We start from the raw sequence: 15,741 nt of genomic DNA, 5'->3' as shown, positions 1-15,741 counted from the left end.
TAGTAGGGATGGGCGGAGGCGGGCACCTCGACGAACTCCACGAGCTCGCCGTCCGGGGAGGTGCCGGAGAACACGAGGCCGGCCGCGGCGAGGCGGTCGCGGTAGGCATTGGCCACCTCGTAGCGGTGACGGTGGCGCTCCGAGGCCTCCGCGGCACCGTAGGCGCCGGCGACGACGCTGCCCGGGGTGAGGGCCGCCGGGTACAGTCCCAGCCGCATGGTGCCGCCGAGGTCTCCCTCGCCGTCCACCACGGACCGCTGCTCGGCCATCGTCGCGACGACCGGCTCCGTCGTGGCCGGGTCGAACTCCGTCGAGGAGGCCTCGCTGAGGCCGAGCTCCGTGCGGGCGTACTCGATGACCATGCACTGCATGCCCAGGCACAGGCCGAGGGTGGGGATGCCGTGCAGACGCGCGTGGCGCAGCGCGCCCAGCTTGCCCTCGATCCCGCGGATGCCGAAACCGCCGGGCACGCAGACGGCGTCGAGGCCGGCGAGCTGCTCGGCCGCTCCCTCCGGCGTCTCACAGCTGTCGGAGGCGACCCAGCGGATCTCCACGCGCGCACCGTGGGCGAACCCGCCGTGGCGCAGCGCCTCCGTGACGGAGAGGTAGGCGTCCGGCAGATCCACGTACTTGCCCACGAGCCCCACCGTCACGGTGTGCGAGGGATTGTGCACCTGCGCGAGCACGGCGTTCCACCGGGCCCAGTCCATCTCCCCCAGCGGCAGGCCGAGGCGGCGGATGACGTAGGCGTCCAGCCCGCCGGAGTGGAGCACGGTCGGGATGTCGTAGATGCTGCGCGCATCGACGCAGGGGACGACGGCTTCGGGCTCCACGTCGCAGGAGGCGGCGATCTTGTCGCAGATGGACTCCGGCAGCGGCCGGTCCGCCCGCAGGACGATGGCGTCCGGCGTGATGCCGATGGACCGCAGCTGCGCCACGGAGTGCTGGGTGGGCTTGGTCTTGAGCTCCCCGCTGGGGGCCAGATAGGGCACGAGGGAGACGTGGACGAAGAAGACGTCGTCCCGGCCGATGTCGTGCCGGACCTGGCGCGCGGCCTCGAGGAACGGCAGCGATTCGATGTCGCCCACCGTGCCGCCGATCTCCGTGATGATGACGTCCGGCGCCTCACCGTCCGTGCGCTGGGCCTGCGCCCGCATGCGGGCCTTGATCTCGTCCGTGATGTGCGGGATGACCTGGACCGTGTCGCCCAGGTAGGCGCCGCGCCGCTCCTTGGCGATGACGGAGGAGTACACCTGGCCCGTGGTCACATTGGCCGAGGCGTCCAGCGAGCGGTCGAGGAAGCGCTCGTAGTGGCCGATGTCGAGATCCGTCTCCGCTCCGTCGTCGGTCACGAAGACCTCGCCGTGCTGGAACGGGTTCATGGTGCCCGGATCCACATTGAGATAGGGGTCGAGCTTCTGCATGGTCACGGCGAGACCGCGCTGCGAGAGCAGGTGACCGAGGCTGGAGGCCGTCAGCCCCTTCCCCAGGGAGGAGGCGACTCCGCCGGTGACGAAGATGTGTCGTGTACTGGTCGCACCGTCTGTGCTCAATCGATTCACCACGGACTTCCACTCTACCAGCGCCCGCCCCCGCGGACCTCGGTCCGGAGTTTCCATCGCGTTACAGCTTCCTGGGAGTCAGCCGCCCGCGGGAGGCAGGGCCGGGAGGCGCGCCGTCAGCGGCGGTGCGCCAGAGCGGCGGCGTAGACGTCGAGCAGGTCCGCGGCGATGAGCTCCGCCGAGGAGACGTCGTCCACGCGGCGCCGGGCGGCGAATCCTGCGCTCACGCGCCCGGCCGGGGAGTCGAGGAAGGCGCTGATCCGCTGCACCAGTGCGTGCGTGTCATCGGCGTCCACGCGCGGGGCCGCCTCGCCCCACGGCCGCGCGGTGCGCTCATCGCCCAGCACGATCGAGGGGCGGGCCAGCTGCATGAGCGCCTCCGGCTCCATCGGCCCCATGTCCGCGGTGGCGACCACCACATCGGCGGCGGCGAGGACGTCCACCGCGGAGCCCTCGTCGGCGAGCACCACGGGGCAGCGGCCCACGAACGCGGAGCGCACCAGGCCGCGCTCACGGCCGGAGCCGGTGAGGGCGAACACCACATGGCGGTCCTGCCGGTGCTCCGCCAGGGAGACGGCGGCGTCGAGGAAGGTGGTGAGGGCGTCGCCGTCCGCCACCGCCAGCGGGGAGGCCACGAGGAACGCGCCGTCCGGCACCTCGAGGTTCTCCCGGACCTGCCGCCTGCTCACGGCCGGGGCGAGCCGCGTGGAGAGGTCCGGGCTGAGCAGGCGCGCGCGTTCCGCGACCGGCACCTCGTCGACGAAGCGGTCGACCACCGGCGCCGTGGTCCCCAGCACGGCGGCGGCGGTCCGGGCGACGACGGCGGCGGAGGCCGCGTCCAGGGTGCTCTGGGGGCGGAACCGGCCCACCGTCGCCACCAGCGCGGGCCGGCGCGAGGCGGGGAGCCCGGTCATCGCGGTGCCGGCGAGAGCGGCGGCGTGGAGGCCGTGGGCGTGGACGAGGTCCACGTGGCGGTAGAGCCGGTGGAGGTCCAGCACGGTGCCGGGATCGCCGAGGGCGACGTGGTCGCGCACCGGCAGGCTGACCGCGGCGAGATCGCGCTCCCGGTCGTAGCCCATGGCCGGGGAGGTGCCCCCGCGCGGGGAGGTCGCCGGCGCGAAGCCCAGCTCCTCGAGCACCGACGGGCGCGCCGCCACGCCCACCTTCAGACCGCTGCCGGCGTGCGCCTGCGCCGCGGACGCAGCGACCTCCCCCACCGGCCCCTGTGCCTCTGCGAGGACATGGAGGATGCGGGTCTGAGCGAGCGCGGGCTCGACCTGGCCGTGGTCTGCGTGCATGTGCGGATCCTTCCCGGACGTCACGATGGGACTGCGGCCGCGTTCCGGCCGCGCTGGTGACAAGACTACCGGTGCGCCTCCGCGCGCGTGCGCGTGCGTGTCCTCCGTCCGCTCATCCGCGTGCGCGCGCCGCCTCGTACTCCGTGAGGAGGAGCTCCGCCGCCTGCGCCTCGTCCGGCAGGTCCAGCGCGCGCTGGGCGGCGCGGTGTCCCAGCTCCTCGCGCAGGGCGGGATCCTCGACGACCCTCCGGAGCGCGGCGGCGAAGGCCGCGGGATCGCCGGCGGGCACCAGCAGTCCGGCATCGCCCACGAGCCCGGGCGTGCCGCCCGTGGCCGTGGCGACGATGGCCTTGCCGGTGAGCAGGGCCTCCTGCAGGACGAGGGCCCGGGCCTCCCACCTGCTCGTGAGCACGAAGGCATCGGCGAGCTGGTTGAGGGCTCCCACGTCCCCGCGCTGGCCGAGGAAGTGGAGGGAGGGCCGCCTCCCGGCACGCGCGTGCTCCTCGATGCGCGCGTCCAGGCGCGCACGTTCGGCGTCGTCCTGCGCGCCGGCCACCAGGCACTGCACCTCGGGGTGGTCCGCGGCGAGCTCCGCCAGCGCGTCGATGAGGACGCCGTAGTCCTTCTGCGGCGCGATCCGGCCCACCGCCAGGAGGATGAGGCCGTCGCGGTCGAAGCCGAGCTCGCGGGCCAGGCGCGCCCGCAGCAGGCCCGCGTGGATGTCGTCACCGAAGCGCGGGGAGGGCGCGGCCGCCGGGGCGAGGCCGGTGTGGGAGGCGCCCAGCTCCCGGGCGAGGTCCACGAGGTCCTCGCTGGCACCCAGCACGGTGTCCGCGGTCCTCGCGATCCGGGCAGCGACGAGCCGCTCCATCCGCTCACGCCCGCCCGTGCTCATGATCGTGTTGTGCCAGCTGGAGAGGAAGCGGGGGCGCTTCCGCATGCCGGTGAGCGCCACGGAGGTCAGCAGGGAGGCACGGAACCCGTGCGCGTGGACGACGTCGGCGCGGAAGGTGCGGATGAGGGTGCGCAGCCGGCGCACGGTGCCCGCGTCACGGGGCCCCACTCCCACGGGGATCTCCAGCGGGGCGAACATCACCCGCGGCCTGTCGTCGAAGCCGAACTGCTCCTGTGTGGCCGCCGGGCCCACGACACCCACCCGGTGACCGGCGGCGGCGAAGCTCCGCGCAGCCGCAGCGACGTGGGTTCCGACCCCTCCCGTGGAGGTCCCGAGCACAAGGAGAATCCGCATGGGGCGAGTCTAGCGGGGCTCACGCCAGCGGCGGCTCAGGATCACCGCAGGGCACGGGCCTGCGCCAGCGCCCCGCGATCGAGGGCGAAGGCGACCGCGCCGGTGACGGCCACGGCCACGAGACCGGCGCAGAGCCCGGCGAGGACGGCGAGGACCGCGGGCGGGAACGGCAGCCCGCCCGATCCGGCCAGGGCGAGCCGGGCGACGAGGAAGCCCGCGGCGCCGCCCCCGGCGGCGCCCACCACGCCGACGACGAGCGTGCGCGGCAGGCCCGCGAGCGCACCGCGTCCGCGCACCCGGGCGATGCCGGCGAGCAGGCAGACGCCCGCCACCGTCATGCCCACGGCATGCGCGGCGCCCAGCGCCACGAGGGTCCGCGGGCCGGGCGCCGCCGCCACGAAGGGGACGGCCGCAAGGACGGACACCGCCACGAGGGACCAGCCCGCCGCGGCGGAGAGGGTGGCGAACCGGGAGCGCTCCAGCGCGTAGAAGACCCGCGTCCCCCACGCGACCATGCACCAGCCCGGCACCGCGGCGGCGATGACGACGACCGTGAGGCCCAGGGCGGAGAAGATCGGGGCGGACTCGCCGTGCGCGGTGTCCAGCGTGGAGAAGAAGACCTGCAGCGGGGCCGAGGCCGCCGCGAGCACCGCGGCCCCGGTGAGGCCCAGGAGGACCACCAGCCGGGTGGTGCCCGCGATGAAGGCATCCGTGGGCCCGGCGGGCCCCGTCTCCGCGACGAGCCCCGCGAGCTTGGGGAAGGCGACGGTCGCCACGGGCACCGCGAGCACGGCGTAGGGCAGCAGATAGACGGCCTGCACGTACCCGAACACCGCGAAGACGCCGCTGCCGCCCACCTTGTTGGACACCATGAGGATGACCAGGGTCGCGAGCTGCTGGGCCAGCAGCACGGACATCCCCGCCCCGGCGAGCTTCACCGCGCGCCGCGCCACCCCCGGGGGGAACGACCAGGTGGGCCGGAAGCGGATCCCCGTGGATCGCGCCGGCAGCGCGAGCGGGAGCGTCATCGCGGCCACGCCCGCCGTCGTGCCCCAGCCCAGCAGCGCCAGCGCGCTGTCCGCCGGCGCTGCGGACTCCGGGCCGCGCAGCACCGCGTAGCCGGCGTAGACGCCGATCACGATGAGCGAGGACACGAGCGGCATGAAGGCCGGCCAGAGGAAGCGCCGGTGCGCCTGCAGGACACCGGTGAGCACGCCGCCCACGGCGTAGAGCACGAGCTGCGGCGCGAACACGAGGAGGAAGCCGGAGATGAATGCCGTCGACCCCGGCGCGTCCGTCGGGGTGATGAGCGCCGCGAGCGGGGCGTGGAGGACCATGACGGCCGCGGCCAGGGGCAGCGTGAGGGTCACGGACCAGGTGAGCAGTGCGGACGCGATGCGGGAGGCCTCGGCGCGGGCGGCCTCGGCGGTGTCCCCGGACTCCGCTGAGCCGCCGGGGCCGGTCTCCCCCGCCTTCCGCTGCGCCAGGGCGAGCGGCGCGGCCAGCAGCGGCACCACAGCGCCGGCGAGCGCGCCGCCGGCCACCACCTCGTAGAGGATGTTGGGGATCTGGTTGGCGGACTGGTAGGCCGTGCCCACCGCTCCGGCGCCCACGGTGGGCGAGAAGGCCACCCAGCGGACGAAGCCGAACAGCCGCGAGACAAGTGTGGCCGCGGAGACGAGCAGCGCGGCCGAGGCCGCGAACCGGAGCAGACGGGGCATCAGCGGCCGAGTGCGTCGAGTTCGCGCAGCCCGGGAGTCGCCTCGATGACGCGGGTGAAGGAGACCTTCTCGCTGGCGAGCGTGAGCCCGGCCAGGAGTGCGAGCTCGCAGATCAGCCGTCCGCGGGAGGCCGTGAGGGCGCTGCGCAGGCCCAGTGCCGCACCGAGCGCGTTGGCCCCCGTGTCGCCCAGCATGCTCCTCCCGCCGAGGTCGTCCGGCAGCAGCACCGCGGTGGTGCCCACGACTCCGCCGAGCAGTGCCCCACTGGCGCTGCCCGCCTGCGCTCCGCCGCGCGACTCGCCCTTCGCACCCAGCCGTCCCAGCACCGAGGCCGTCGTCTGGAGGTCGAGGATCACGGCCCCGGCCTTGAGCGCGCGGCCGGGGCGCAGATCCAGCAGATTCATGAGGTTCGCGGTGCCTGCCACGACCCCGCCGGCCAGCACGGCGTCGACGGCCCTCCCGGCGACGGTGTCCGCGTCCCTGCGGAGCAGGGCGCAGGCGGCCACGGAGGCCAGGGGAATGCCGATGACCTTGAGCGCCCCCGTGGTGACCTCGCCGCGTGCCAGCGCGCTGAGATGTCCGCGCAGCCCCTTGGACGCACCCGTCTCCCGGAAGTCGTCATTGGCGCCCAGCGCTCCCGCGGCACCCACCGCCAGCAGGCAGGCCGTGCGGTTCGCAGCACCCGGGACGAGGACGCACGCCGCGAGCAGCCCCGCCGTCTGTGCGGGTCCCTCCAGCAGCGAGACCGGGTTCCCCGCGTGATTGGTGCGGACGAGGGACGGCATGCGCTCCTCCGCACGGGTGCGGAGCGCGTTCACGCCCGCGGCGGCGAGCGCTCCGGCCGCGGCCGCGAGGCCGGTGCGTGCGAGTGTGCGGATCATGGCGCCTCCGGAAGGACGGAATCGGACGACTGCGTCGTCCCGTAGTTCCCCGCACGGCCCTCGACTGCGGCCTCCAGGGCCAGGGGGACGATGACGGCACCGGCGGCGAGGTCGAGCGAATCCACGGTGCTCAGCCCCTCGCCGTCGTTGCGCAGCTCCGCCAGGAGGCCCTGCACGGCGGAGGCGCGCGAGCCCGCCACGACGGTCCGGCTCGCACCTGCGAAATCGCGGGCGAGGTCTGCTCCGGCCGTGAGTTCGGCGGCGGCCTCCTCCGGTGCCGCGGTCTCGGTCGCCTCCGCGGACTCCCCGCCCTCTGCGGTGTCCTCGGAACCGGGCACGCCGTCCGCGCCGGGGTCCTCCGCTGCGGCCTCGGCCGGGTCCACGGGGGCGATCATGACGACGGCGTCGGCGGATCCGCGGTCGCCGGAGGCGATGACACCGGCCTCCGTGAGCGCGGAGAAGAGCCCCGCGGCCGTCTCCTCGCTCACGGAGCTGGTCTTCGCCCCGGCGTCCTCGCCGGGATCGGCGGTGGGCTCCGCGCCCTCCTCCGCTGCCTCGTCCCCGGCCTCGGGGTCCGCCGGTGCCAGGGCGTGCACGAGTGCCGTCCGCAGCACCGCGGCGTCGTCCTGCGGCAGGCTGTCGTCGAGCTCGCGCAGCTGTGCGAGCAGCTCCGCCCCGGCCGGGGCCAGGGCTGCCTCCGCGAGTTCCGCGTCCGAGGCCACGGTGCCGCCCGCGGTGCCGATCCGGTCCACCACCGCCTCGGCCTGCGCTCCGTCCGCGCCGGGCAGGCGGACGACCGTGATCGCGGTGTCGCTGAGCTTCTCGGAGAGGAGGTCCTCCGCGCTGGCCTCCACGAACGCGGTGAGCTGGTCCGCGTCGTTCTGCGCGTGCTCGAGGTCGGCACGGAGGCCGTCGCGATCCGTGCGGAGTGCATCGACCTGGCTCTGCAGCGAGGAGCCGATGGGCTCCTTGAGCGGGCCGGCCCCCAGCACGATGCCCACCGCGAGCGCGAGGAACACCGAGATGAGGGAGACGAGATGGTAGCGGAAGTCGATCACGGCTGGCTCAGTCCTCGAAGGTGTGCGGATGCCGGGAGCTCGCCTGCGGCGACGCTCCCGGCGGGGACGTGCGGCGGCAGACCGAGGCCCACCGCGTCTGCGGAGCCCCCGAAGAGGGAGGCGATCCACTGGAAGAATCCGTCGAGCTGGGCCATGACGAGCCCCAGCAGGGTCTGGCCCGCGGCGGTGGCGGACAGCGCCGCGCCCAGCGCGATGAGCCCGGCGACCGCCAGCAGCACCAGCTGCCAGGCGCCGATCCGCTGCCGGTAGAGCAGGGAGACGCCCTTCGCGTCGATGAGCTTGCTCCCCACTCGCAGCCGGGTGAGGAACGTCGAGGCCATGCCCTTGCGGCCCTTGTCCAGGAACTCGATGAGGGTGTCGTGGGTGCCCACCGCGACGATGAGCTCCGCCCCCTTGTCGTCGGCCAGCAGCATGGCGATGTCCTCGCTCGTGCCGGAGGCGGGGAACTTCACGCAGTCCAGCCCCAGGTCCGTGAGCCGCTCCACGCCCGGCGCGCGCCCGTCGCGGTAGGCATGGACGACCAGCTCCGCACCGGAGGTGAGCGCGGCGTCGGACACCGAGTCCATGTCGCCCACGATCATGTCCGGGCTGAGACCGGCCTCGAGGATCGCGTCCGCTCCGCCGTCCACGCCGATGAGCACGGGGCGGTGCTCCCGGATGTAGGTGGACAGCATCGCGAGGTCCTCCTTGTAGTGGTACCCGCGGACGACGATGAGCGCGTGCCGTCCGGCGAAGGACGTGCGGACGAGAGGCACCTCGAAGTCGTCGGCGAGGAGATCGGAGTCCTTGCGGATGTACTCGATGGTGTTGTCGACGAAGTCCACGAGGACCTCGCCCATGCCCGCCTCGGCGGCGGTGGTGGCACGGTCGATCGTGTCTGTCGTCTGCACCGTGCCGGTGGCGACCACCTCCCCGCCGGAGAGCAGCGAGCCCTCCTCGAGCGAGTACTCCTCCCCCTCCGTGAGCCTGCCGTCGAAGAGCTCCTCGCCCGCGTCGTCGACCAGCGGGATCCCCGCGGCGACGATGATGCCCGGGCCCAGGTTGGGGTACCGGCCGGACACCGACCTGTGCGCATTCACCACGGCCGCGGGCCTGCACGCCACGAGCGCCTCCGCGGACACGCGGTCGATGTCGGAGTGACGGATCACGGCGATGTCGCCGGGCTGAAGTCTTTTCGTGAGGTCCTTGGTCCGCCGGTCGACCCGCAGGACAGCGGGCCCCACCCGCTGCTCCACATCGACCCGCTCACGTGCTCTGCGCAGAATCATGGTGCGCTCATCCTCTCATGCGCACACCCGAGGCGAGCGCGAACGCGGCCTTGGCCTCCGTCGCGGAGCGCACCAGCTCCTCCGCGTGCTCCCTCGCGGATGTGGAATCGGCCACGCCGGCGAGCATCCGGGCGAGCTCCTCCGTCCGGTCCTCCCCGTGCAGCTCCCGCACCCCGGAGACCGCGCCGGTGCCCTCGTCGGTCTTGCGGACCACGAGGTGGTGGTCCGCCCACGCCGCGACCTGGGGCAGGTGTGTGACGACGATGACCTGGGAGGATGCTGCGAGCCGGGCGAGTCGCCTGCCGATCTCCACGGCGGCCTTGCCGCCGACCCCCGCGTCCACCTCGTCGAAGACGAAGGTGGGGAAGGCCTCCGTGCGGGCCCGGACCACCTCGATCGCGAGCATGACCCGGGACAGCTCCCCGCCCGAGGCGGTCTTGGCGATGTCGTCCGGCTCCGCCGCCGCGTGCGAGGTGAACAGGAGGCGGACGTCGTCCCCGCCGTGCGCGGCGGGCTCCGTGCGCTCGACCCGGAAGCTCAGCGCCGCGTGCGGCATCGCGAGCGCGGCGAGCTCCTCGCCCACCGCCGCGGCGAAGGACTCCCCGGCCTCCACCCGTGCGGCGTGCAGCTCCTGGGCCGCCTCCTCGAGCCGGGCGCGGGCGGCCTCGACGGTCTGTGCCATGTCCGTGAGCGAGGCCTCCGAGTTCTCCAGCGCGAGCAGCTCCCGCCCCGCCTGCTCCTCGAAGGCGAGCACGGCCGCGAGGTCCTCGCCGTAGGCGCTGAGCGAACCCAGTTCGGCGCGCCGGGCCTCGGCGTCCTCCAGCGACATCCCCTCCTGGTCCGCGAACCCGGTGAGATAGGAGGAGAGCTCGGCGCCCAGGTCGGAGACCCGCACGGCGACGTCCTCGAGCGTCTCCAGGCGGGCGGCGAGCTCGGCATCCGCTCCGGCGGCCCGGCTCAGCGCCTCCGTGGCCTCGGCGAGCAGGGAGACGACGTTCGTCTGCTCGGACCAGTCGTCGCCCATGAGCAGCGTGTGCGCGGTGCCCGCGGCCTGCTGCAGCTCCTCCGCGGCGCCCAGCCGGGCGGCGAGCGCCGCGAGCTCGGCGTCCTCCCCCGGCTGCGGACGCACGGCGTCGATGGCCTCCAGCGCGCTGCGCAGGTAGTCGATGCGCGCCGCCCGCTCGGAGCGCGTGCCCTCGAGGCGCTGATGCTCCTGCTCCAGCTCGCGGTGGGCGGCGAAGGCCTCCCGGTAGGAGGCGAGCGCCTGCGCCCCGCGCCGGCCCGCGATCCCGTCGAGGAGCGCCCGCTGCTGCGCCTGGCCGCGCAGCGTCATCTGCTCCGCCTGGCCGTGCATGCTCACGAGCTGGGAGCCCACCTCGCGCAGCACCGCGGCGGGCACCGTCCGGCCGCCCGCGGTCGCACGGGCGCGGCCGGTCCGCGGGATGATGCGGGTGAGGACGGCCTCCTCGTCCACGTCTCCCCCGGCCTCGGCGATCCGCGCGGCGACGGCCGACTGCACGTGCCCCTCCTCGTCGAGCGCGCTCGCGGGATCGACCTCGTCGCCGGCGGCGGGCAGGGCGAAGATCCCCTCCACGACCGCCTTCTCCGCGTCCCGGCGGACCGCCGAGGTCTCCGCCCGCTGGCCCAGCAGCAGGTCCAGCGCCGTGACGAACATGGTCTTGCCCGCGCCGGTCTCACCCGTGACGACGGTGAGGCCGGCGCCCAGGTCGATGCGCGCGTCCGTGATGACGCCCAGGTTCTCGATGCCGATCGAGGTGATCATCGGGCCTCCGCAGCGGGTCCCCGCCAGCCGGCGACGGGGAGCTGGAACTTCTTCACGAGCCGGTCCGTGAACGGCCCGTGCCGCAGACGGGCCAGCAGCAGCGGCGTCGCGGAGCGGCAGGCCTCGATGTGCGCGCCCACCGGCAGCTCCAGCTCCTGCCGGCCGTCGCACCACAGCACGGCGGAGTCCTTGGCAGGCCGCGGCAGGTACTCCACGGCGATGACGGAGTCGCGGGAGACCACGAGGGGCTCGGCGAAGAGCGCGTGGGCGCTGATGGGCACCATGAGCAGCGCTTCGACGTCCGGCCACACGATGGGGCCGCCGGCGGAGAACGCGTAGGCGGTGGAGCCGGTGGGCGTGGCCATGATGACGCCGTCGCAGCCGTAGGTGGAGACCGGCCTGTCGTCCACACCGGTGCTCAGTTCGATCATCTGGCTGCCGGGGCCCTTCTCCACGGTGGCCTCGTTGAGCGCCCAGGCGCGATGGACGAGCTCGGAGCCCAGGCGGACCGTGATGTCCAGGGTGAGGCGCGACTCGATGTCGTACTCGCGTGCGACCGCACGGCGGACCGCTTCGTCGATGTCGTCCGACTCGCTCTCCGCGAGGAAGCCGACGTGCCCGAGGTTGACGCCCATGATGGGCACCTGCGCCCGGTGATAGACCTCGGCAGCGCGGAGGATCGTCCCGTCGCCGCCGAGGACGATGATGAGCTCGCAGCCGTCCGCGGCCGCCGGGTGCTGGCCCGGTGCGGGCTCGGAGCGCGTGCCCGGTTCCGGGGCCGGCACGATCCGCACCTCCGCGGGGAGGACGGCCTCGGCCTCTCCCCCGGCACCGCCCGCGGCGAGCACCGCCGCGTGGTGGTCGGCGGTGAGGACGGGGACGACGCCCTCCGCGACGAGCGCACGGCACACCCGGACGGCGGCCGCCCGGGCCCGCTCCCGGTGGGGATGGAGGACGACCAACATCTGTCTGCTCACGCGGCTTCCCTCTCCCTCGCTGACGGTTTCCCTCTCCCGGCCCACCTTATGCGCGTCCCTCCACCGCCGCGGCGACGGCCGCCCGGGGATCGGACGCCAAAACGAACGAACGTCCCGGTTCCGGCTCCACGCTAGCCGATCGCGTGGTCGCAGGCGTCGCCGCGGCCGGTCCGGTGCGGGCGCGCGCCCACACGAACACCTCCCTGTTGCCCGCCGGACCGGGCAGGCGGGAGGGCGAGACGGCGAGCGGCTGGGCTCCGGCCGCGCCGAGCGCCCGGACGACCCCGAGCACCGCCCGGACGCGGTCCGCGGGATCCGCGACCACGCCGTGCTTGTCCAGCGCGGAGCGGCCGAGCTCGAACTGGGGCTTGACCATGAGGCCGAGCAGGGCGCCGGGCCGGCAGACCGCCAGCAGCCCGTCGAGGACGAGGGTGAGGGAGATGAAGGAGAGGTCCGCGACGACGAGGTCCACGGTGCCGTCCGCGTGGAAGGGCGCAGGTGCAGCCAGCTGCGCCGGGGTGAGCTCGCGGACGTTGGTGCCCGGCAGATCGCGCACCCGGTGATCCTGCGCCAGGAGGGGCACGAGCTGTCCGTGCCCCACGTCCGCGGCATGCACCGCCGCGGCGCCGTGGGACAGCAGGACCTGGGTGAACCCGCCGGTGGAGGCACCGGCGTCCAGGCACACCGCACCGTCCGGCGCGGACCGGAGGCCCGAGTCCGCGAGCGCACCCAGCAGTTTGTGAGCGCTCCGCGCCACCCATGGGTCCGGGGCCTCGAGGCGGAGCCGTGCTCCGGCCGCCACACGGTCCGCGGCCCGCAGGGCCCCGCGGCCGTCCACCTGCACGCGACCGGCGCGGATCTCCCGTGCGGCGCGGTTGCGCGAACTCGCGAGCCCCGCCTCGACGAGTGCCACATCGAGGCGCCCCGCTGCCGGGGCACAGACCTCGGACACTGCCGGGGCGGGATCGTCCGCAGAAGGGGCCATGCGGCTCAGAGCTCCTCGAGGGAGGACTCGAGCTCGGTCAGCAGGGACTCGACGCCGGAGGTGAGACGTTCCGCGGCGTCGTCCGCCTCCGCGCCCTCCCCCGCGGCGGCCTCCGCGAGGGCGTCCAGCTCCTCGAGCCGCTGCTCCCAGGCGCGCACGGGCACACCGCCGCCGGGAGTGGGGGCACCCGCACCGGGTGCGGGGACCCCGCCCGGATCCGTCGCCTGACCGCTGTCCGCCGCCTGCGCTCCATCAGGCTCAGTCATCCGAGGCCCCTCATGCCGCCGTCCTCACCGCCGGGCACGAGGGCGGTGAGGGAGTCGAGGATCATGTCCGGCCGGCGCTCCGCAGGGGCGGTGCGCGCGGCCTCCTCGGTGTCCACTCCGGTGAGCACGAGCGCGGACGGGAAGCCGGCCGCCCGCGCCCCGGCGATGTCCGTGTCGAGGCGATCGCCCACCATGAGCGGTTTCGCCGCACCCAGCATGGCCGCTCCGGCCTCCATCATGGCGGCAGCGGGCTTGCCCGCCACCCGCGGCCGCGCTCCCGTGGCGTCTGCGACCATCCGCACGTAGGCGCCGTTGGCGGGCATCGCCCCGCGTTCCGTCGGCAGGGTGGGATCGAGGTTCGTCGCCCACCACCGGGCGCCCGCGCGGACGGCGACGCAGGCCTCGGCGAGCGTGTGCCAGGTGAGGTCCTTGGAGAATCCCTGCACCACTGCGACAGGGTCCTGCGCCGCCGTCTCCACCGGGACGAGGCCCTCCGACTCGATCGCGGCGACGAGAGCCGGCGCACCGGCCACGAGCACACGCGAACCGGCCGGCACGGCTGCCGCGATGCCGCGGGCCGCGACCATCCCGGAGGTGAGCACCTGGGCCGGCTCCGCATCCACCCCGAACCCGCGGATGTGCTCCGCCGTCGCCTCCCGCGTGCGGGAGGCGTTGTTCGTGAGGAAGCCGTAGGGGATGCCCGCGGCGGCGAGCCCGCGCAGCGCCTCGGCGGCGCCGGGGATCGGCTCGGCTCCGGCGTAGACGCAGCCGTCGAGGTCGAGGAGGACCGCGTCGAACTCGCTGTCGAGCCCGGTCGTCATTCGCGCGGGTCCGTCTCCGCGGCACCCTCCTCGGGGTGCTCGGCGTCCGTGTCGTCCGCATCCGCGTCCGTCTCCGCCGCGGCGAGGATCTCGTCGAGCTCGTCGACGATCTCCGCGTCGAACCCGGCGTCCACGGCGGCGAACTCCCCGGTGCCGCCCGCTTCGGCGGACGCCTCGGAGACGGCGAGCCCTTCGGCCTCGGCGGAGGCTTCCGCCTCTGCCCCGCTCGCCTCGGTGCCGCGCTCAGCGTCCTGTTCCGTGCCTGCGTCTGCATCCGCGTCCGCATCGGCGGCGGAGTCCGGCTCGTCAGCGACCTCCTCCGGCAGCTCGACCTCCTCGAGGGTGATGATCTCGACACCCTCGTTCGGGTCGATCTCCTCATCCCCGAACAGCGTGCCGGTGGCCTTCGCCGTGCGACGGGCGAGCTCCTCGTAGCGGTCGGCGAGGTCGGCATCGCCCTGGAGCCGGATGACGTCGGAGTAGACGGAGAGGAGGCGCACCAGAGTGCCGTTGGCATTGCCGTTGAACGGCCTCGTCTCCAGCAGCCGCCTGGCCCGCTCGACCTCGCCCTTGTCGATGTGGGCGCCCGCGGCCACCATCAGCAGCTCGGTGTAGAGATCGGAGCCCAGCTCCTCCTCCTTCGCCTCCGCGAACAGCTCGAGGGCCTTCTCGGGCCTCCCGCGGCCGCGCTCGGAGTCCGCGATCAGCGGAAGATTGTCGTTCGACCCGGTGATGCGGCGGTGCGTGCGCAGCTCCCGGGCGGCCTCGGCATAGAGATCGAGCTGGTAGGCGATGATCCCGGCCGCCTCGCGGACGGCGCCCACGCGGGACCCTCGCTGCACCGCCGCCTGGGCGTGGGCGTGGGCGAGCTCCGGATCCTCCGTGAGCAGAGCGCTCGCAGCGGCGAGGTGCTTGGCCACCGCCTCCGCGGCATCCTTGGTGAGGGTCCGCAGCTCCGCCCGGAACTCGCCGGGCAGCTCGCGGCCGGTGATGCCCTCGGGGATCTGCGGCGCGCGGGGGCGGGTCTCCCTGCGGCGGTCGCGGCCGTCACGGCCACGGCCGCCCCGGATGTCACGGCGGCGGTCCTCCCGGCGAGAGTCCCCGCGACGATCGTCACGCTGGCCCCCACGACGGTCATCCCGCTGACCACCGCGGTCCTCCCAGCGGCGGCCCTGCCCGCGCTCCTCACGGCGCTCGAAGCTGCGCCCACCCCGCTCATCACGACGCGAGTCACCGCGGCGATCCTCCCGGCCTCCGCCGGAGAACCCACGACCGCTGCGGTCATCCTCGCGACGGGGGCGGCGGTCACGATCGAAGCTGCGCCCACCCCGGTCATCACGACGAGAGTCCCCGCGACGATCATCACGCCGGCCCCCACGACGGTCATCCCGCTGACCGCCGCGGTCCTCCCACCGGCGGCCCTGCCCGCGCTCCTCACGGCGCTCGTCGCGGCCTCCACCGGAGAATCCACGACCACCCCGATCATCACGGCGTCCGTCGCGGGAGCCGCCGGGACGTCCGCCTCGCCCGCCCTGTCCGCCGCGGTTCTGTCCGCCGCGACCCTGTCCGCCGGCACCGCGTCCGCGGCCGTCTCCGTGTCGTCCTGACCTGTGCCCGTGTTCCTCAGCCATCGCCGTCCTCGGTCGTCTCTATTGAAGTTCGCTCTCACCGGCCATGCGTCCGGGATCTGTCCTTCAATCCAGTCCTGCGCAGAGGGGCGGCGCCCGGCAGCCGCCGGGGTCCGATCAGCCAGTCTATAGGCGCGAATCGGCCGGATCATCCTGCCGCCTGTCCCTGCGAGCGTGCCCTTCCCCACTCCCCTCCGCCGCCCCCGGCCGCACACCTCCTCCC

14 protein-coding genes are annotated in these 15,741 nt (G+C 74.3%); 1 reads left to right on the top strand and 13 read right to left on the bottom strand.

Annotation, left to right across the window (positions count from 1 at the left end; genetic code table 11):
* The 13 genes from Q0A33_RS14905 to Q0A33_RS14845 all read right to left on the bottom strand — a co-directional run.
* On the bottom strand, positions 1-1,619 hold a 1,619-nt coding region (locus Q0A33_RS14905; RefSeq protein WP_291798557.1), incomplete at its 3' end, for a CTP synthase.
* Between the two features lie 59 nt (positions 1,620-1,678).
* Positions 1,679-2,860: a group 1 glycosyl transferase gene (locus tag Q0A33_RS14900; protein WP_291798554.1), complete on the bottom strand. Its 1,182-nt coding sequence runs from the start codon at positions 2,858-2,860 to the stop codon at positions 1,679-1,681.
* A gap of 112 nt (positions 2,861-2,972) precedes the next feature.
* Positions 2,973-4,109: a glycosyltransferase family 4 protein gene (locus tag Q0A33_RS14895; RefSeq protein ID WP_291798551.1), complete on the bottom strand. Its 1,137-nt coding sequence runs from the start codon at positions 4,107-4,109 to the stop codon at positions 2,973-2,975.
* Positions 4,110-4,150: 41 nt separating this feature from the next.
* On the bottom strand, positions 4,151-5,830 hold the full coding sequence (locus Q0A33_RS14890; RefSeq protein ID WP_291798548.1) for a lipid II flippase MurJ: 1,680 nt from the start codon (positions 5,828-5,830) through the stop codon (positions 4,151-4,153).
* On the bottom strand, positions 5,830-6,711 hold the full coding sequence (locus Q0A33_RS14885) for a hypothetical protein (RefSeq protein ID WP_291798545.1): 882 nt from the start codon (positions 6,709-6,711) through the stop codon (positions 5,830-5,832). The genes Q0A33_RS14890 and Q0A33_RS14885 overlap by 1 nt, the downstream gene beginning before the upstream one ends.
* Positions 6,708-7,769, bottom strand: coding sequence for a copper transporter (locus Q0A33_RS14880; protein WP_291798542.1), 1,062 nt, complete (start codon positions 7,767-7,769; stop codon positions 6,708-6,710). Before Q0A33_RS14880 ends, Q0A33_RS14885 begins: the two co-directional genes overlap by 4 nt.
* On the bottom strand, positions 7,766-9,058 hold the full coding sequence (gene steA, locus Q0A33_RS14875; RefSeq protein WP_291798539.1) for a putative cytokinetic ring protein SteA: 1,293 nt from the start codon (positions 9,056-9,058) through the stop codon (positions 7,766-7,768). Before steA ends, Q0A33_RS14880 begins: the two co-directional genes overlap by 4 nt.
* A gap of 7 nt (positions 9,059-9,065) precedes the next feature.
* The gene (gene recN / locus Q0A33_RS14870) at positions 9,066-10,841 is read right to left on the bottom strand and encodes a DNA repair protein RecN (RefSeq protein ID WP_291798536.1); all 1,776 of its coding nucleotides are present in this window, start codon (positions 10,839-10,841) and stop codon (positions 9,066-9,068) included.
* Entirely contained in the window at positions 10,838-11,806 is a 969-nt protein-coding gene (locus Q0A33_RS14865; RefSeq protein ID WP_291798560.1) for an NAD kinase, read from the bottom strand. Before Q0A33_RS14865 ends, recN begins: the two co-directional genes overlap by 4 nt.
* A gap of 58 nt (positions 11,807-11,864) precedes the next feature.
* Positions 11,865-12,803, bottom strand: a complete 939-nt coding sequence (locus Q0A33_RS14860) for a TlyA family RNA methyltransferase (RefSeq protein WP_291798534.1) — start codon at positions 12,801-12,803, stop codon at positions 11,865-11,867.
* Positions 12,804-12,808: 5 nt separating this feature from the next.
* A complete protein-coding gene (locus Q0A33_RS14855) occupies positions 12,809-13,069 on the bottom strand; it encodes a hypothetical protein (RefSeq protein ID WP_291798531.1) in 261 nt (86 codons plus the stop codon).
* A complete protein-coding gene (locus Q0A33_RS14850; protein ID WP_291798528.1) occupies positions 13,066-13,890 on the bottom strand; it encodes an HAD-IIA family hydrolase in 825 nt (274 codons plus the stop codon). The genes Q0A33_RS14855 and Q0A33_RS14850 overlap by 4 nt, the downstream gene beginning before the upstream one ends.
* Positions 13,887-14,810, bottom strand: a complete 924-nt coding sequence (locus Q0A33_RS14845; RefSeq protein ID WP_291798525.1) for a hypothetical protein — start codon at positions 14,808-14,810, stop codon at positions 13,887-13,889. Before Q0A33_RS14845 ends, Q0A33_RS14850 begins: the two co-directional genes overlap by 4 nt.
* Between Q0A33_RS14845 and Q0A33_RS14840 the strand changes: the two genes are divergently transcribed.
* Entirely contained in the window at positions 14,799-15,497 is a 699-nt protein-coding gene (locus Q0A33_RS14840; protein ID WP_291798523.1) for a hypothetical protein, read from the top strand. The genes Q0A33_RS14845 and Q0A33_RS14840 overlap by 12 nt on opposite strands.
* Positions 15,498-15,741: the final 244 nt, after the last annotated feature.

It is taken from the genome of Brevibacterium sp., from assembly GCF_022712115.1.
GTDB classification, from domain to species: domain Bacteria; phylum Actinomycetota; class Actinomycetes; order Actinomycetales; family Brevibacteriaceae; genus Brevibacterium; species Brevibacterium salitolerans.
This window is presented reverse-complemented; position numbering and strand designations above follow the sequence as displayed.